The organism is Inquilinus limosus (assembly GCF_002195995.1).
GTDB classification, from domain to species: Bacteria; Pseudomonadota; Alphaproteobacteria; order DSM-16000; family Inquilinaceae; genus Inquilinus; species Inquilinus limosus_C.
On sequence record NZ_NHON01000122.1, the window covers coordinates 1 to 15,381 of the forward strand.

Sequence of the window (15,381 nt, forward strand, 5' to 3'; positions counted from 1 at the left end):
GCCTCGCCGGCTTCAAGCCGGATCATCGCCGCCTGCTTCAAAGAGGAGGAAAAACTACGAGTGCGCGTCCTGGGCTTGTCGGGCATTCACCCTCCGATCGCCCATGTCACCCTAATTCTTCTGTCTCAGTCCAGGGGGGCAGTCCATTTTCAAAGGCGCCTTGCGGCGTATCGAGACGTCGCGCCGGACGGACACCGCTCCTGGCGCGCCGGCGTCTTCGCCGAGATCGCGGCGATGACGCATCCGCAAGGCTTCGGATCCGCCGGGGGCTCCCTGCCGGGATCGATCGAGCGGCTGTGCGGCCTGGCCCGGGTGAGCCGGGCTGCCTACTACCGCCACTGGGGCGAACATGCGCCGCTGGTCGAGGAGACCGCGCTGCGCGACGCCATCCAGCGCCTGGCGATCTCGCACCGCCACTATGGCTACCGAAGGATCACCGCGCTCCTGAAGCGGGAGGGCTGGGTGGCCAACCACAAGCGGGTGGCCCGCATCCTTCGGGAAGACAACCTGCTGTGCCTGAGGAAGCCGGTCTTCCGGCCGGCGACGACGGATTCGCGGCACAGTTGGCGGGTCTGGCCGAACCTGGCCCGCCACATGGCGCCGATGGACGTCAACCAGCTGTGGGTGGCCGACATCACCTATGTCAGGCTGGGCGAGGCCTTCGTCTATCTGGCGGTGATCCTGGATGCCTTCAGCCGCAAGGTGGTGGGCTGGGCGCTGGCCGATCACCTGCGGGCGGAACTGGCCATCGAGGCCCTGGAGATGGCGCTGGGCTCGCGCATCGCCATCCCCGGCGGCCTGGTCCATCACACCGACCGCGGAATCCAATACGCCTGCGCAGACTACATCGAGCGCCTGCTCGGCGCCCACATCCAGCCCTCCATGAGCCGGGCCGGATGCCCCTACGACAACGCCATGGCCGAGAGCTTCATGAAGACCCTGAAGACCGAGGAGGTCGACGCCGGCGATTACCGCGACCTAGCCCACGCCACCGCCGCCATCGGAGGCTTCATCGAAGCGGTCTACAACGCCGAGCGACTGCACTCGGCGCTGGACTATCTCTCGCCCGATGAATTTGAGAACCTGACCAACCCGTGGGCTGCTGCGCAGCAGCCCACGCCACTGCTCAACCAACACTGTCCCTGATTCTCGTGTCTCGACGATGGGGGTCACTCCACAGCAGCCCACGCCACTGCTCAACCAACACTGTCCCTGATTCTCGTGTCTCACCAATGGGGTCCACTCCACAATTTACCCTCTATCCAACAGACAATTACGAGGAGGCGAAGCCGACGAAGCAATCCAGACCGGCGGTTCAGAAGGCTCCAGCCCGGATCGTTGCATCGGCGACAAGCGGCCGGACCTTGCCCGGTCGGCGATGACCGGGCGTGACCAGGCACCAGCTTCGATAGAAGGCGGACCGACAGCAAAGGGAGCGGGAACTTGGCTGGTTAGGACAGCGAAACTGCAACCAGATGTTCTTTGCCATCACTGAGAACGCGCGACCGTGCAGCGACAGCAGTACCCGGTGCAAACATCCACCTCTCTCCCTCTGGCTGAGGGCCAACAATGCGGAACGTCGCACCATCCAGTCTCTCAGCAGCGACTAGCCGCCAGACCTCAGTACCTTCATCAACGAGGGGCATTAGAAGCGTCACTGTGGCGCTCATCATAGTCGGCCTTTCTGCGTGCAGGCGCCTCATTCCGGAGGCAATCGTGACGCAGCGGCTGTGTTCGGGCAAACAGGATGATCGCTTCTCGCCCTTCCCGGTCGGCCAAGCTGACTGACGGGCGTCCGAAACCGGCCAGCGCGTGGCGACGGACAGGGGACGCGACCGCACGCGCTCCCCTTATGGACGAGGGGCTACACGCGGGGGAGCGCTCAACCACTCACGCCAGAAGGTCTCCTGTGCCTGCACCGATGCTGGGACCACGTCGGGGCCGGTGCCGAAGGTCTCCACGATATCGGCTCCGTTCACCGACTTCCCTTTCGTCAGCCTGTAGGCCTTGAGACCGCGCCCCATGTCTCTGGCCATCCCCGACGGATACACGTTGAGGCTCGCGCCATAGCAGAACGGGATAAGTCCTTCGGGCTCAAGCTGATGACGGACCAGACAGAGGGCTTCGAAGAAATCGCTCGCCTCCGCTTCGATCGTCTTGCCGCGGTAGGCGCATGTCAGCTTGCAGGTGCCGTGGGAGCTGTCCTCGGCAAAGACGGCCTGTTCGCCGTCCTCGCCGCCGATCAGAACGATCTGGTGCCGCCTGTCCATCGTCCGCCCCCGGGGTCGCCGTCACAAGACTACATGCACGGTCGCCCGCATTCCACGGTCCAGGCCGGGCGGAGTCCACACCGAGCCGCAAGTCCTCGCAGCGGGGCAGCCCTCGGGACCGCCCCGCCGCGCTTGCAACGCCCGCCGATCAGCGGCCGACCAGACGCTGCAGATGCTCCGGATAGCGGGCGCCCTGGATCTCGACGGCGGACACCGCATCCTCGATGTCGCGCCGCTCGTCGGCCGAGAGATCCACCGCCGCGGCGCCGGCATTCTCCTCCAGCCGGTGCGGCTTGGTGGTGCCCGGGATCGGCACGATCCACGGCTTCTGCGCCAGCAGCCAGGCCAGCGCGATCTGGGCCGGGGTCACCCGCTTGCGCGCGGCGATGCCGGCCAGCAGCTCGACCAGCGCCTGGTTGGCCCGGCGCGCCTCAGCCGAGAAGCGCGGCACGATGCTGCGGAAATCGCCCTCGGCGAAGGTGGTGGCCGCGTCGATCGCGCCGGTCAGGAAGCCCTTGCCCAGCGGGCTGAACGGGACGAAGCCGATGCCCAGCTCCTCCAGCACCGGCAGCACCTCCGCCTCCGGCTCGCGCCACCACAGCGAATACTCGCTCTGCAGCGCCGCCACCGGCTGCACCGCATGGGCGCGGCGGATGCTCTGCGCCCCGGCCTCGGACAGGCCGAAATGCCGGACCTTGCCCTCGCGGATCAGGTCGCCGACCGCGCCGGCGACATCCTCCATCGGCACCTCGGGGTCGACCCGGTGCTGGTAGAACAGGTCGATCACCTCGGTGCGCAGCCGCTGCAGCGACGCCTCGGCGACCGCGCGGATATGCGCCGGCCGGCTGTCCAGCCCGGCCTGCTTCCCGGTCCCGGGGTCGATCCGGAAGCCGAACTTGGTGGCGATCACCACCTGGTCGCGCACCGGCGCCAGCGCCTCGCCCACCAGCGCCTCATTGGCGAAGGGGCCGTAGACCTCGGCGGTGTCGAAGAAGGTGACGCCGAGATCGACGGCCTTGCGGATCAGCGCGATCCCCGCCTGCGTCTCCACCGCCGGGCCATAGCCGAAGCTGAGCCCCATGCAGCCGAGCCCGAGGGCCGAGACCTCCAGGCCGCTGCGGCCCAAGGTTCGCTTCTGCATCTCTGTCTCCTGGATGTCGGGTCCGGCCGTCGCGGCGAAGGGCCGCCGCCGGTCCCGGACATCTGGGCACCATCGCGGCGCGGGATTAGATGGTAGAATCGGCATGAACCTATGAAGAGGGCTCATGAATGCCGCGGGAGAGCCTGAACGACCTCCTCGCCTTCCTCGCCGTCGCGCGCGAGCGCAGCTTCACCCGGGCGGCGGCGCAGCTCGGCGTCTCCCAATCGGCGCTGAGCCATACCATCCGCGGGCTGGAGGAGCGGCTGGGCCTGCGCCTGCTGACCCGGACCACGCGCAGCGTCGCCCCGACCGAGGCCGGGGAGCGGCTGCTGCGCAGCATCGGCCCGCGCTTCGAGGAGATCGACGCCGAGCTGGCGGCGCTGAGCGCGCTGCGCGACAAGCCCGCCGGCACCGTGCGCATCACCGCGGGCGAGCATTCGGCCGATACGATCCTGTGGCCGGCGGTGGCGAAGCTGGTGCCCGACTATCCGGACATCCGGGTCGAGATCAGCGTCGACTATGCCCTCACCGACATCGTCGCCGAGCGCTACGACGCCGGAATCCGCCTCGGCGAGCAGGTGGCGAAGGACATGGTCGCCGTGCGCATCGGCCCGGACATGCGCATGGCGGTCGTCGGCTCCCCGTCCTATTTCGCCAGGCGGCCGCCGCCGCGGACGCCGCACGACCTGACGGCCCACAGCTGCATCAACATGCGCCTCCCCACCTATGGCGGGCTGTACGCCTGGGAGTTCGAGCGTGACGGGCGCGAGCTGAAGGTGCGGGTCGAGGGGCAGCTGGTGTTCAACACCGGCGCCCCGCGGCTGAGCGCGGTGCTGGATGGCCTCGGCCTGGCGTATCTGCCCGAGGACCAGGTGCGGGGCCATGTCATGGCCGGGCGCCTCATCCATGTGCTGGCCGAGTGGTGCCCGCCCTTCCCCGGCTATCACCTGTACTATCCCAGCCGCCGGCAATGCTCCCCGGCCCTGTCGCTGCTGGTCGACGCGCTGCGCTATCGGGAGCCGCGCCGGCATTCATGAGCCAGGCCGATAACGGCATGCGGCCCCGGGCCTCTAATCGCCCGGCGGCGCCCCGCCCATCTCCGGTCGACCGCAAGACCACGGAGAAAGACCGATGACGCTGCTGGCCGCCATGCTCGTCCCCCTGCTCGCGGTGATCCCGCTGGCCGCCGCCGCCCAGGCGGAGGAGCGCAAGGTGCCGCGGGTGGCCCCGGCCGACGTCCGGGCGGTCGCCCCGGCGCTGGCCGACTACACCGACGCGGTGCTGTTCGCCGATGTCTGGGCCCGGCCCGGCCTGTCGCCGCGCGACCGAAGCCTGGTGACGATCACGGCGCTGATCGCGGCGGGGCAGACCGAGCAGCTGCCCGGCCACCTGAACCGGGGGATGGACAACGGGCTGACGCAGGCCGAGCTGACCGAGGCCATCACCCACCTCGCCTTCTATGCCGGCTGGCCGCGGGCGATGTCCGCCGTGCGCGCCGCCAAACCGGTGTTCGAGGCGCGCGGGGAGGTGCAAGCTGGCGCGGCCGACTCCGACAGCCAAGGGAGCACGAGTTTGGACATCCTTCGCCAGGGCGCCGAGCCGCCCGCCGCCGGCCCGGCCGAATACTTCACCGGCACCGTCCGCATCGCCTCGCGGTTCCAGCGCGCGGCGCCGGCCCGCATCGGCGGCGCCATCGTCAGCTTCGAGCCCGGCGCCCGCACCGCCTGGCACACCCATCCGCTGGGCCAGACGCTGATCGTCACCGCCGGCCAGGGCTGGGTGCAGCGCGAGGGCGGGCCGATCGAGCCGATCCGCCCCGGCGACGTGGTCTGGATCCCGCCCGGGGAGAAGCACTGGCACGGCGCCGCGGCGACCACCGGCATGACCCATGTCGCCGTCGCCGAATCCCTCGACGGCAGGAGCGTCGACTGGCTGGAGCAGGTGACCGACGCGCAATACGCGGAGGCCGGCCGCTGAAGAGCCGGCCGAGGCCTTCGCCGGCCCCAAGGGGTTGATCCGTTCATCGTCACCCGGTTGAAGCCGGTGCTGGACCCGAGGCGGATTCTCGGCGACGGGCGTATCCTGCCGGAAGATTCAGGCGGCCGGTGCGCACCGGCCCCTGGATTGCTTCGCTGCGCTCGCAATGACGGCGAGAATGGGCGTAGTGCAGCCTAGAGCGGCCCGTCCCGCAGCCGGCGGGCGGCGTTGAGGACACGCAAAGCGGCGCAGGCGGCGCCGTAGCCATTGTCGATGTTGCAGACCGAGAGGCCCGGCGCGCAGCTGGCCAGCATCGCGTCCAGCGCCGCCCGGCCGCCGGCGGCGACGCCGTAGCCGACCGAGGTCGGGACGCAGATCACCGGCCCGGCCACCAGCCCGCCGACCACGCTGGCCAGCGCGGCATCCATGCCGGCGACGACGATCACCACCGGATGGGCGCGGATCTCGTCCAGCCGGCCGGTCAGCCGCCACAGCCCGGCCACGCCGATATCGCTGAACAAGCTCGCCTGGTGCCCGGCATGGCGCAGCGTGCGCTCCGCCTCCCGCGCCACCGGCATGTCGGAGGTGCCGGCCGACAGGATCGCCACCTGGCCCGCGGCCTCGACCGGCCGCAGCGGGCCGAAGAAGCCGGCGCGCGACACCGGGCAATGGTCGATGCGGCCGCGATGGCCGGCCGGCAGGGCCTCCAGCTTCGCGGCGTCGAGGCGGGTCAGCAGCAGGCCCGCGCCCGCCGCCTCGGCCAGGTCCAGGATCGTGGCGATCTGGGCCGCGGATTTCTCGCCGCAATAGATCGCCTCGTCCTGGCCGATGCGGCCGCCGCGGGCGAAGTCGAGCGTGACCTCGTCCCGGCTCATCCCGGCACCCCGACGAAGGCGCTGCCGACCCGGTACGGGGCGAAGGCCAGCGGCCGCGACGCGGCGGCGTCCGGCAGCACGGCGCGGATCGACGCCTCCAGCGCCGCCGCCCCGCTTTCGCCCAGCCCGGCCAGGCTGCCGGGGTCGAGCTCCACCACCAGCCCGGCGGCGCGCACCCGGCAGCGCACCGTCCTGGGCCGCAGGCGGTCGGCGACCAGCCGCTCCACCGCGTCGATGGTGCGCAGCATCTCCGGCTCGATCGGGATCAGCGTCTCGACCCGGCTCGACAGGCAGGGCGAGGACGGCAGCTCGGCCAGGTCGCCGAGGCCGAGGTCGCGCGCCAGGGCCCGCAACCCGGCCTTGCCGATCCCGGCCTCGACATAGGGATGGCGCACGCCGTGCTCGCGCGCCGCGTCGAGGCCCGGCCGGTACTCGCCGAGGTCGTCCTGGTTGGTGCCGGAGACGATGGTGCCGGCCACCCGCCCGGCGATCGCGCCATAGAGGTTGGTCTTGCAGAAATAGCAGCGGTTCACCGGGTTCTCGCGATAGCGCGGATCGGCGAACTCGCCGGCGTCGAGCACGGTCAGGGCCCAGCCCTCGCGCCCGGCCCAGTCGCGCACCCGCGCCGTCGCCAGCGGCGGCACCGCCGGCGACACGGCATGGACCATGGTCACGGCATCAGGACGCCGGCGATGCGCCAGCACCGCCAGGGTCATGCTGTCGACGCCGCCGCTGACCGCCACGGCGATCGGCCCGAGCCCGTCCAGCAGCGCTTCAAGCCGGATTCGATCCGCGCTCATTCCTCGTCCCGCTCCACCGCATCCTCCGCCGCCCGCCGCCGGGCCCGGCGTTCCTTGTGCCCGTCGAGGTCGGCGACGTCATCCGCCTCGGCCTTGGCCGTGCGCCCGCCGGGCCGGTCGACCGCCTTCACCCGCACCGTGCGGCCTTCGGCCTCCACCTCGACCATGCGCCGCGGCAGCACCGCGCGGGCCTGGACCGAATGGCGCAGGCCGATCGTCGTGGTCTCGGCGAAGCACAGGCGCAGGATCTCGTCGCGCGCCTCCGGCCGGGCCAGCAGGCGGAGATGGGCCATCATCCGCCCCTTCTTGCCGAAGACCGGCGCCTGGACCGCATCCAGCACCGCCGGATGGGCGCGCAGCCGGTCCAGCGCCAGCGCCAGCTCCTCGCCCGACTGGTCGTCGATCTCGCACTCCACCACCAGCACCGCATCGGTGTCGAGGCCCGGCGCATCGTCTACGGGGTCGAAGCGCAGCACCCGCACGCAGTTGCTCATGCCGCGCAGGATGCGCGCACCGAAGCCGATGCCGGTGCTGCCCATGATCCGCGGCCGAAGCGACGGCCGGGCGGTGTCGCAGAGATAACGCAGGATCGCGGCACCGGTCGGGGTCACGCGCTCGCCGTCGACGCCGTCGTCGATCACGGCGAAGCCCTGCAGCAGCAGCGCGGTCGCCGGCGCCGGCACCGGTAGCGGGCCATGCGCCGTGCGCACCCGGCCGGAGCCGAGCGGGACGGCACCGACGGTCCAGCGGGTCGCCCCGGCGGCGGCGATCAGATGCGCGGCGCCGACGATGTCGGCGATCGAATCCCAGGCCCCGACCTCGTGGAAGCTGACCGCCTCCGCCGCCACGCCATGCACCCGCGCCTCGGCCTCGGCCAGGTGCCGGAAGATGGCGACGGCGTGGTCGCGCACGGCGGGGTCGAGCGCCGACGCCTCCAGCCCCTCGCGGATCCGGCGCCAGGCGACATGGTCATGATGATTCCCGTTCTTGGCCCCTGCCCCGCCCGGCCGCTCGACCAGGAAGCGCCTGCCGGCCAGCACGCCGTCATTGTGCGGCGCCAGCCGGGCGGTGACGCCGGCCAGCAGCCCGCCGGTCCGGGCCAGGCTGTCCCGCAGCCCGGCCTCATGCTCCGGGAACAGGTCGAGCAGCGCGGCGATGAACATGTCGCCCGCCAGGCCGCCGACCGGATCGAGATGCAGCTCCATGCCCGGACTGTTCCAGATTGCCGGCGGGTTCACAATGCGGCCGCCGTGGCGCCGGCCTTGCACCGCGCCGCCGGCGCTGCGATCCTGCGGGCCGCGAGGCGTGTGACCTGAAGGATGACATGAGCGGGGATTCCGCGGCTTTCGGTGCGATCCGGAAAGCCCCCAACCTCACTGCCGGCCTGGTCGAGACGCTGGAGGCGCAGATCGCGTCCGGCGACCTCGGGCCCGGCCAGCGCCTGCCGACCGAACAGGCCATCGTCACCGCCACCGGCGTCAGCCGCACCGTGGTGCGCGAGGCCCTGGCCTCGTTGCGCGCCCGCGGCCTGATCACCACCCGCCAGGGCCTCGGCGCCTTCGTGGCCGAGACCGTGCCCGCCCGCAGCTTCGCCATCGACGCGGAGAAGCTGCAGTCGATCGGCGACGTGCTGCAGGTGCTGGAGCTGCGGCTGAGCATCGAGGTCGAGGCCGCGGCCCTGGCCGCCGAGCGGCGGGACCCGGAGCAGCTGGCGCGGATCGAGGCGGCGCAGGCGGCGTTCCTGGCGGCGATCTCGGCGCCCGGAGCCGATGCCGAGACGGTCGGGCTGGGCGAGGACCTGGCGGTGCACCGCGCCATCCTGGCCGCCACCGGCAATGCCTATTTCGCCCGGGTGTTCGACGTCTTCAACGTGGTGATCCCGCGCCAGCGCATCCCGGTCGCGGCCCTGTCGCAGGGCGAGCGCGAGCGCCATCTGCGCCGGGTCGGGCAGGAGCATGAGGCGATCCTCGCCGCGATCCGCGCCGGCGACGCCGCCGCCGCCCGCCGGGCGATGCGCGTGCACCTGACCCGCGCCCGCGACCGCTACGCCGCCCTGCAATCCGAGGCGACGGCGGGCTGACGGGCCGATCCCGCCGGGCAAATGACGTGTTGCCTCTCCCGCTTGCGGGAGAGGTCGGAGACGCGAAGCGGCTCCGGGTGAGGGGGTTTCGTCGAGGCCGGGGCCAACCCTCACCCGGTCTCGCTGCGCGAGCCCGACCTCTCCCGCCAGGCGGGAGAGGCAATACGCGAAGACGCTCGACATCAGGCCCCGGCCATCTCAGCCCGCATGGTACGGGATGACGTACGGCCCCTCCGGGATGATCGCGACCGCCGGATCATTCGACCGGGCCACGCTGGCGGCGATGGCGGCGTCGAGGTCGTCCACCAGCCCCGTGCCGGTGATCCCCCGCTCGGCCGCGCCGAGGCCGGTGGTGTAGAGCTCGACCCGGCCGAGGCGCAGCGACTTGAGCTGCATCTCGGTCTGCCACTCGTCGATCTCGGCCAGCGACTTCGCCGTCAGCGTCGCCAGGAACCGCTCCGGCCCCAGCTCGACCAGCCGGGTCTGGGCGTCGCGGAACTCCGGCGACCCGAAGCCCTCGGAGCATTCCGAGGCGATGATCAGCGTGCCGCCCGGCGCCAGGATGTCGAGCGGCGTCACCATGCCCTTGATCGTCTGGTAGTAGGTCTTGTCCAGCGGATAGCCGGCCGAGGAGGTCACCACCGTCTTGAACTTGCGCCCCACCGGCACGCGGGTGGCGCCGCTGACGAAATCGACCGCCGCTGCATGGCTGGCGATGATCTCGCCGAAGGTGACGCAGACCAGGTCGCGGTCCTCGTCCAGCACCGTGTTCAGGCCGTAGACCTCGCCCAGCAGGCCGACGATCTGCAGCTGCTCCTCATGCAGCGGGTTGCCGACCAGGTTGCACTGGACCGCCAGCGGGTCCTCCATGAACCGCGCCGAGTGGAAGGTGCGGATGGTCTCGTGATGGGCGACGCCGGGGGCGATCACCTTGCGGCCGCCGGACCAGCCGGCCATGAAATGCGGCTCCACGAGGCCGGTGGCGATGCGCAGGTCGGCCTCGACGAACTGCCGGTCGATCTTCACCGGCGTGCCGCGCGTCGCGGTGCGGCCGAAATCGACATGGGCGGCGTCGTCGCGGGCGTCGTGGTTGTCGACCCGGACATGCTCCAGCACCCAGGGGTCGCCCACCAGCTCGGCCAGCTCCTCGCCCAGGTTGGGCCGGTGCAGGCCGGTTGCGACCAGGATGCTGATGCGGTCGAGCGGGATGCCGGACGCGACCATGGTCTCGACCATCGGCCGCAGGAACAGCCTGTTCGGCACCGGCCGGGTGATGTCGCAGATCAGGATGCAGGCGCTGCGCCGGCCGCGCGCCAGCTCGGCCAGAGACGGCGCGCCGATCGGCCGGTCCAGCGCCTGCCGGATCGCCGCCTGCGGGTCGGGCAGCTTCGGCAGCGCCTGCTTGCGCACCACCGTCGCCTGCACCCCCGCCGGCAGGCGGATCGGCAGATGGCCGCGGCCATAGGAGAGGGTGAGATCCGCTGCTGAGGTCACGGTGCTGCTCCGTTCGGCAAGGCCGGGATGATGGCCCCGATTTCGGAGCCCATCAATGCCGACCTGCCCGGGAGCCGCAAATTGTATGACAACCCTGCGACAAGGCTGGACCGGGACGCTGCGGCGCGGGCTCCGGGCCCGCTACTTCAGCGTGATCACGACCGCATCGCCGCCGAGGCTCAGCATCAGGCCGGTGCGCTTGGCCTTGAGGCGCATCACCACGCCCTTGTCGTTCTTCAGCCACAGCACGCCGCCGCTCTCCTCGCCGATGGCGAAGCCGTAGCGGCCCTGGACGTAGGCCCCCTCGAAATCATCGGCCTTCTTCAGGTCGTAGACATCGCCGGTGGCCTCGAGCGTCGACACGCCGATGCCGCCGATCCCCAGCCCCGAGACCATGAAGGGATAGGATCTGCCCTGGAACCGCAGGGTACCGTCGCCGGTGTTGCCGCTGCCGATGAAGGCGGCCTGGACCTGATGCATCTCGACGGTCCCGGCCGGGGTCCGGTTCTTGACCGTCTCGGTGGCGGTGCCGCCGCCCTGCCTGCCGCACGCGGCCAGCAGAAGCGCGGCCGCAAGGATGATCCGGCGACGAGTCCCCGAAGAACCGAGTGCCGTCATATGCTCCCCCCCTTCTTTATCCCGTTCTGAATTCCCGGCGAGTTGTCACTGCCGGAATGGCATTTGAAAATCCTTACATTCCCCATTCTGGACAGAAAAACACATGATGCTCAATGATTTTGAGGCGAGCACTGGCGGAGAACCTGCATATAATACTATGGAATCGAAACTATTCCGGGAACGCCGCCGCGGGCGACGCGCTCGCCGAGCGCATCGCCCGCGGCATGCGGCAGGCCTTCAATCCGCCGAGGCCGGGCGCCTCACTTGATGTCGCTCTTCCCGAGCTTCGGCCAGTTGGCAGTGGCCTTGGCGATATAGCCCTTGGGGTCCTTCGCCCAGGTGTCGCGGACGCCGAGGTCGTAGTTCAGGTACAGCCGGCCGTCGACGATCGACCACGCCTCGGGCTCGATCTTCACCAGGTAGCCGCGCGAGGTGCCGTAGGCGCAGAAGCCGCCGAAGGCCGGCATGTACTTCTCGGGGTCGGCCTCGAACAGCGCCTTGTCCTCGGCGCTGGCGAACCACCAGGTGGCGCCGTCATGCTGGGCGGCGAATTCGGGGCTGCCCAGATGCGGCTTGCCCTCCCGGAAATAGGCCACCGGGTCGTAGCCGCGGATCGCGACATTCTCGGCCGGCGCCCCCAGCGTGTTGACCGGGTGCCGGGCATCCTGCGCCTGCGCGGCCAGGGGCGAGAGGAAGGCCAGCGCGGCCAGCGCCAGCAGCGTGCGTCGGACCATGGTCGGCTCCTTTCGGGGATGCGGGGTCACTGGGCCAGCAGCGCGGCGGCGCGCAGCCGGGCCAGCTCCTCCTCCAATTCGCGGATGCGCCGGTCCTTGCGGGCCAGTTCGCGGGCGGCGGCCTCGCCGGACCGCTTCGGGTCGTCGGGGGTCATGGCAGTACCTCGCTGGTGATCGGGGTTGCGGGCAGGCCCAGCGCGCCCAGGGCGCCGTCCAGCCACTGGGCCCGCACCTCGTGCCCGCCATCGTGCAGGCACAGGGTGAGCGGGCCGCGCTCGCAGCCCTGCGCCTGGGCGCAGGCGATGCCGGCGACCGTCACCGGCGTGTCGGCGCCCAGCCGGCAGCCGGCGCGCTCCTCCAGCACCTTCAGGCTGAGGAAGGTGTCGCCCTGGTGCCAGCGGTCGCCGATGGCGCGGCCGGCCAGGGGGAAGGTGCGGTCGGCGCGGCCGTGGACATGGACCAGCGGCGGCGGCACGGCCTCGCAGTCGCCGGGCCGCGGCAGCGGGTCCCAGAACACGCCGGAGAAGGTGACGGCGCCGGCGACGCGGTTGCCGAGATGGCACGCGACAGTCCAGGCCATCGACGCGCCCTGGGAGAAGCCGCCGACCACCACCCGGTCCGGCCCGAAGCCGAAGCGGCGCTGCAGGTCGTCCAGCACCTCGCCGGTGAAGCGGGTGTCGTCGCGGTCATGGCTGGGCGAGCCGGCGAAGGACCAGGTGTGGTCGAGGCCGTCCGGCGCGGCGAAGGCGAGGCCATGGGCGCGGGCCACGGCGATCAGGTCGGCCGCCCGCATCTGGTCGGCGGCCGAGCCCTCATAGCCGTGGAAGAACAGGTAGACCCCGGCCGGCGCCCCGCCCGGCGGCAAGGCGATGCGGTACTCGCCGTCGGCGACGCGGCACGGCACGTCGCCGCCGCAGCTCTCGGTGCCGGCGGCCAGGGCGGGCTGCAGCGCCAGCCCCAGCGCGGCGCCGGCCAGGAGGAGCCGGGCCATCACGCCGCCTCCGGTATCGGCGCGCCGCCGGCGCGGGCCGGCATCGCCTTGAACCAGGCCACGGCATAGGCCACGGCGATCAGCACGGCGAAGCCGGCCAGGTTGGCGGCGGCGGTGGTGAAGGCATCCCGGCCGGTGTGGTCCAGCGCCATGCCCAGGACCTGGGCCGCGACCATGCCGCTGACGAACACCGCCAGCGTCTGCTGCCCGACCTTGGAGATCACGGCCACCGCCGCCCCCTTCAGCCGCGCCCCGCCGGGGCCGACCAGATGGGCGGCGAGATAGGCCAGCGCCAGGAAATGGACGAGGCGCAGGATGCCGAAATGGGTCTTGTCGGTCAGCGGCTCCAGCGCCCGGGCCCAGCCGCCGAAGAAGGGCGAGGCCTCGATGATGCGATAGTAGGCGAACGGAACGGTCGCGATGACGAAGACGATCGCCAGCGCCATCAGGATCCGGCTGAACCCCGGCGCCGGCAGGGTGCGGCGCATCAGGAAGAAGCCGAGATAAAACAGCAGCTGCCAGCCGAACGGATCGAAGAACCAGGGCCGGTCCGACCAGGGCTCGGCCGGCAGGTCGAGCAGATGCGCCTGGGTCAGGCCCCAGATCGCGGCCATCAGCACGAAGGGCAGCGCCTTGTGCGCCCGCTCGGCCAGGATCATCGCCGGCATCAGCGCCAGGATCACCAGATACATCGGCAGGATATCGAAGTAGTTCGGCACGTAGCCCAGCGTCAGGAACCGCGGCAGCAGGCCCATCGGGTCGGCGAAGAAATGCGGCAGGTTCAGTTCGACGATATAGCTCTCGCCGCCCGGCCGGGTGCCGGCCGCCGCCACCAGCGCGGCGATGACGACGAAGACCGCGACATGGATCCAGTAGATCTGCCAGACCCGCCGGGCGACCCGGCCGGCACCGCGGGCGAAGCCGTCGCGGTCGAACACCCGGCCGAAGGCGATGGCCGAGGCCATGCCGGACAGGAACACGAACATCTCGGTGGCGTCGGAGAAGCCGAAGCGCGCCGGGATCCACAGGATCCAGGTGTTGTCCGGGATATGCGCGGTCAGGATGATCAGCATCCCGAGGCCGCGGAAGAAGTCGAGCCGCGGGTCGCGCCGGCCGCGGCCGGCCGGGGCGCTGGACAGCGCCTCGCGCCCCGCCAGCTCAGAAGGCCTTGTCATATGCATCGGCGTCGAACCTGCAGGCGATCAGGGTGAAGCGGTCGCGGTCCCGGGCGGCGGCCAGCTCGGCCTCCAGCGCCGCGGCGCTGGTGACGGTGCGGCCATGGCCGCCGAAGGCGGTCGCGACGGCGGCGAAATCGGTGAGGCCGAGGGCGACGCCATGCGGCGCCAGCCCGGCGGAGTTCTGCTTCAGCGCGATCAGGGCCAGGCTCTGGTCCTGGAACAGCACCAGGGTGACCGGCAGGCCGAGATCGCGCAGGGTGGCGAGCTCGCCGATCCCCATCTCCAGCCCGCCATCGCCCATCACGGCGACGATTCGGCGCGCCGGGTCGGCGACCTTGGCGCCGATCGCCAGCGGCAGGGCTCCGGCCATGGTGCAGAAGCCGGCCGACTGCAGCAGCGACAACGGCCGCCGCGCCACCCATTTCTGGGACAGCAGGATGCGGTGGGCGCCGGCATCGACGGTGACCAAGTCGCCCTCCCCCACCGACCGGTTCAGCACTTCTATGATCGTGTGCGGCCCCCATTCGGCGGGGGCGGCGAAGCGCTTCGCCAGCACCGCCCGGGCCACTTGGGGCTCACCCTCCGGCCAAGTCTGCGTCAGCGTTCCGGCTTCCAAATTGCCTCTCCCGCTTGCGGGAGAGGTCGGAGCCGCGCCAGCGGCTCCGGGTGAGGGGATGTTGTCGAGGCCTGGGCCAGCCCTCACCCGGTCGTCCTGCGGACGCCCGACCTCTCCCGCCAGGCGGGAGAGGCAATTCGAGACACCGCTACCTTCCTGGCAATTGTCTGCACTGATTGCCTCGGCCAGCGCCTCGATCGCCGCGACAGGAGCCGCCAGCAGGCGGGTGCCGGCATGATGCATGGCGTGGTCGGCCGGGGCGCTGGTGATCTCGACGATCTTCGCCGGATCCGACACCGGGTCGAGCCAGCCGAGCCGCATCTCGATCGGGTCGTAGCCGACGAACAGCAGCAGGTCGGCCCGGCCGAACAGCGGCAGCAGTACCGCGTCGGCCGCCGGCGACAGGCCGGCGCCGCCCAGCGCCAGCGGATGATCCTCCGGCACCAGCCCCTTGGCCTTGTAGGTGGTGACCATCGGCGCGCCGAGCCGTTCGGCCAGGCGCAGCAGGGCCGGGCCGGCGCCGCCCTGCGCCGCCTCGAGCCCGGCCAGGATCAGCGGCCGGCGCGCCTGCGACAGGCGGTCGGCCAGCGCCGCGATCGCCGGATCC

At 71.2% G+C, this 15,381-nt stretch carries 16 protein-coding genes; 4 read left to right on the plus strand and 12 right to left on the minus strand.

The window, feature by feature from the left end; genetic code table 11:
- Window positions 1–1,146: IS3 family transposase (locus BWR60_RS32560; RefSeq protein WP_144445841.1), on the plus strand; the 1,146-nt coding region annotated here is incomplete at its 5' end.
- Between the two features lie 704 nt (window positions 1,147–1,850).
- Here the strand turns inward: BWR60_RS32560 and BWR60_RS32565 are convergent.
- Together BWR60_RS32565 and BWR60_RS32570 are read right to left on the minus strand one after the other, a co-directional pair.
- On the minus strand, window positions 1,851–2,270 hold the full coding sequence (locus BWR60_RS32565) for a hypothetical protein (RefSeq protein WP_088156893.1): 420 nt from the start codon (window positions 2,268–2,270) through the stop codon (window positions 1,851–1,853).
- A gap of 148 nt (window positions 2,271–2,418) precedes the next feature.
- A complete protein-coding gene (locus tag BWR60_RS32570; protein ID WP_088156895.1) occupies window positions 2,419–3,411 on the minus strand; it encodes an aldo/keto reductase in 993 nt (330 codons plus the stop codon).
- Between the two features lie 128 nt (window positions 3,412–3,539).
- On the opposite strand from BWR60_RS32570, the gene BWR60_RS32575 reads away from it, so the two are divergent.
- Entirely contained in the window at window positions 3,540–4,448 is a 909-nt protein-coding gene (locus tag BWR60_RS32575) for a LysR family transcriptional regulator (protein ID WP_088156897.1), read from the plus strand.
- A 94-nt stretch (window positions 4,449–4,542) separates the two neighbouring features.
- Window positions 4,543–5,388 carry a (R)-mandelonitrile lyase gene (locus BWR60_RS39095; protein WP_088156899.1) on the plus strand — a complete coding sequence of 282 codons (846 nt, stop codon included), beginning with the start codon at window positions 4,543–4,545 and terminating at the stop codon, window positions 5,386–5,388.
- A gap of 194 nt (window positions 5,389–5,582) precedes the next feature.
- On the opposite strand, the gene larB is transcribed toward BWR60_RS39095, so the two are convergent.
- From larB to BWR60_RS32595, 3 genes are read right to left on the minus strand one after another with little or no spacing between them, the layout of a single operon-like run.
- Complete coding sequence (larB, locus tag BWR60_RS32585) at window positions 5,583–6,263, minus strand: nickel pincer cofactor biosynthesis protein LarB (protein ID WP_088156901.1); 681 nt, start codon at window positions 6,261–6,263, stop codon at window positions 5,583–5,585.
- Window positions 6,260–7,063: an adenine nucleotide alpha hydrolase gene (locus tag BWR60_RS32590; RefSeq protein WP_088156903.1), complete on the minus strand. Its 804-nt coding sequence runs from the start codon at window positions 7,061–7,063 to the stop codon at window positions 6,260–6,262. The genes larB and BWR60_RS32590 overlap by 4 nt, the downstream gene beginning before the upstream one ends.
- Window positions 7,060–8,268: a LarC family nickel insertion protein gene (locus BWR60_RS32595; RefSeq protein ID WP_088156905.1), complete on the minus strand. Its 1,209-nt coding sequence runs from the start codon at window positions 8,266–8,268 to the stop codon at window positions 7,060–7,062. The genes BWR60_RS32590 and BWR60_RS32595 overlap by 4 nt, the downstream gene beginning before the upstream one ends.
- A 119-nt stretch (window positions 8,269–8,387) precedes the next feature.
- Between BWR60_RS32595 and BWR60_RS32600 the strand changes: the two genes are divergently transcribed.
- Window positions 8,388–9,143, plus strand: coding sequence for a FadR/GntR family transcriptional regulator (locus tag BWR60_RS32600; protein ID WP_088156907.1), 756 nt, complete (start codon window positions 8,388–8,390; stop codon window positions 9,141–9,143).
- Window positions 9,144–9,341: 198 nt separating this feature from the next.
- Here the strand turns inward: BWR60_RS32600 and larA are convergent, their stop codons facing one another.
- The 7 genes from larA to BWR60_RS37855 all read right to left on the minus strand — a co-directional run.
- Complete coding sequence (gene larA / locus BWR60_RS32605; RefSeq protein WP_088156909.1) at window positions 9,342–10,637, minus strand: nickel-dependent lactate racemase; 1,296 nt, start codon at window positions 10,635–10,637, stop codon at window positions 9,342–9,344.
- A gap of 141 nt (window positions 10,638–10,778) precedes the next feature.
- Window positions 10,779–11,117 carry a hypothetical protein gene (locus BWR60_RS32610; protein WP_144445842.1) on the minus strand — a complete coding sequence of 113 codons (339 nt, stop codon included), beginning with the start codon at window positions 11,115–11,117 and terminating at the stop codon, window positions 10,779–10,781.
- 398 nt (window positions 11,118–11,515) lie between these two features.
- Complete coding sequence (locus BWR60_RS32615; protein WP_088156913.1) at window positions 11,516–11,989, minus strand: YHS domain-containing (seleno)protein; 474 nt, start codon at window positions 11,987–11,989, stop codon at window positions 11,516–11,518.
- 26 nt (window positions 11,990–12,015) lie between these two features.
- Window positions 12,016–12,144 (minus strand): hypothetical protein, encoded by a 129-nt coding sequence (locus BWR60_RS38795; protein WP_275542413.1) that lies wholly within the window; start codon window positions 12,142–12,144, stop codon window positions 12,016–12,018.
- The gene (locus tag BWR60_RS32620) at window positions 12,141–12,980 is read right to left on the minus strand and encodes an alpha/beta hydrolase family esterase (protein ID WP_088156915.1); all 840 of its coding nucleotides are present in this window, start codon (window positions 12,978–12,980) and stop codon (window positions 12,141–12,143) included. The genes BWR60_RS38795 and BWR60_RS32620 overlap by 4 nt, the downstream gene beginning before the upstream one ends.
- Window positions 12,980–14,155, minus strand: coding sequence for an OpgC family protein (locus tag BWR60_RS32625; RefSeq protein ID WP_218823782.1), 1,176 nt, complete (start codon window positions 14,153–14,155; stop codon window positions 12,980–12,982). The genes BWR60_RS32620 and BWR60_RS32625 overlap by 1 nt, the downstream gene beginning before the upstream one ends.
- Window positions 14,139–15,381: thiamine pyrophosphate-dependent enzyme (locus tag BWR60_RS37855; protein WP_218823783.1), on the minus strand; the 1,243-nt coding region annotated here is incomplete at its 5' end. The genes BWR60_RS32625 and BWR60_RS37855, both read right to left, overlap by 17 nt.

What these genes read in the sequence shown, in the direction of transcription:
- BWR60_RS32565 (WP_088156893.1), bottom strand. Translation starts at nt 2,270, where the DNA reads ATGGACAGGCGGCACCAGATCGTTCTGATCGGCGGCGAGGACGGCGAA.
- BWR60_RS32570 (WP_088156895.1), bottom strand. Translation starts at nt 3,411, where the DNA reads ATGCAGAAGCGAACCTTGGGCCGCAGCGGCCTGGAGGTCTCGGCCCTC.
- BWR60_RS32575 (WP_088156897.1), top strand. Translation starts at nt 3,540, where the DNA reads ATGCCGCGGGAGAGCCTGAACGACCTCCTCGCCTTCCTCGCCGTCGCG.
- BWR60_RS39095 (WP_088156899.1), top strand. Translation starts at nt 4,543, where the DNA reads ATGACGCTGCTGGCCGCCATGCTCGTCCCCCTGCTCGCGGTGATCCCG.
- larB (WP_088156901.1), bottom strand. Translation starts at nt 6,263, where the DNA reads ATGAGCCGGGACGAGGTCACGCTCGACTTCGCCCGCGGCGGCCGCATC.
- BWR60_RS32590 (WP_088156903.1), bottom strand. Translation starts at nt 7,063, where the DNA reads ATGAGCGCGGATCGAATCCGGCTTGAAGCGCTGCTGGACGGGCTCGGG.
- BWR60_RS32595 (WP_088156905.1), bottom strand. Translation starts at nt 8,268, where the DNA reads ATGGAGCTGCATCTCGATCCGGTCGGCGGCCTGGCGGGCGACATGTTC.
- BWR60_RS32600 (WP_088156907.1), top strand. Translation starts at nt 8,388, where the DNA reads ATGAGCGGGGATTCCGCGGCTTTCGGTGCGATCCGGAAAGCCCCCAAC.
- BWR60_RS32610 (WP_144445842.1), bottom strand. Translation starts at nt 11,117, where the DNA reads ATGCATCAGGTCCAGGCCGCCTTCATCGGCAGCGGCAACACCGGCGAC.
- BWR60_RS32615 (WP_088156913.1), bottom strand. Translation starts at nt 11,989, where the DNA reads ATGGTCCGACGCACGCTGCTGGCGCTGGCCGCGCTGGCCTTCCTCTCG.
- BWR60_RS38795 (WP_275542413.1), bottom strand. Translation starts at nt 12,144, where the DNA reads ATGACCCCCGACGACCCGAAGCGGTCCGGCGAGGCCGCCGCCCGCGAA.
- BWR60_RS32620 (WP_088156915.1), bottom strand. Translation starts at nt 12,980, where the DNA reads ATGGCCCGGCTCCTCCTGGCCGGCGCCGCGCTGGGGCTGGCGCTGCAG.
- BWR60_RS32625 (WP_218823782.1), bottom strand. Translation starts at nt 14,155, where the DNA reads ATGACAAGGCCTTCTGAGCTGGCGGGGCGCGAGGCGCTGTCCAGCGCC.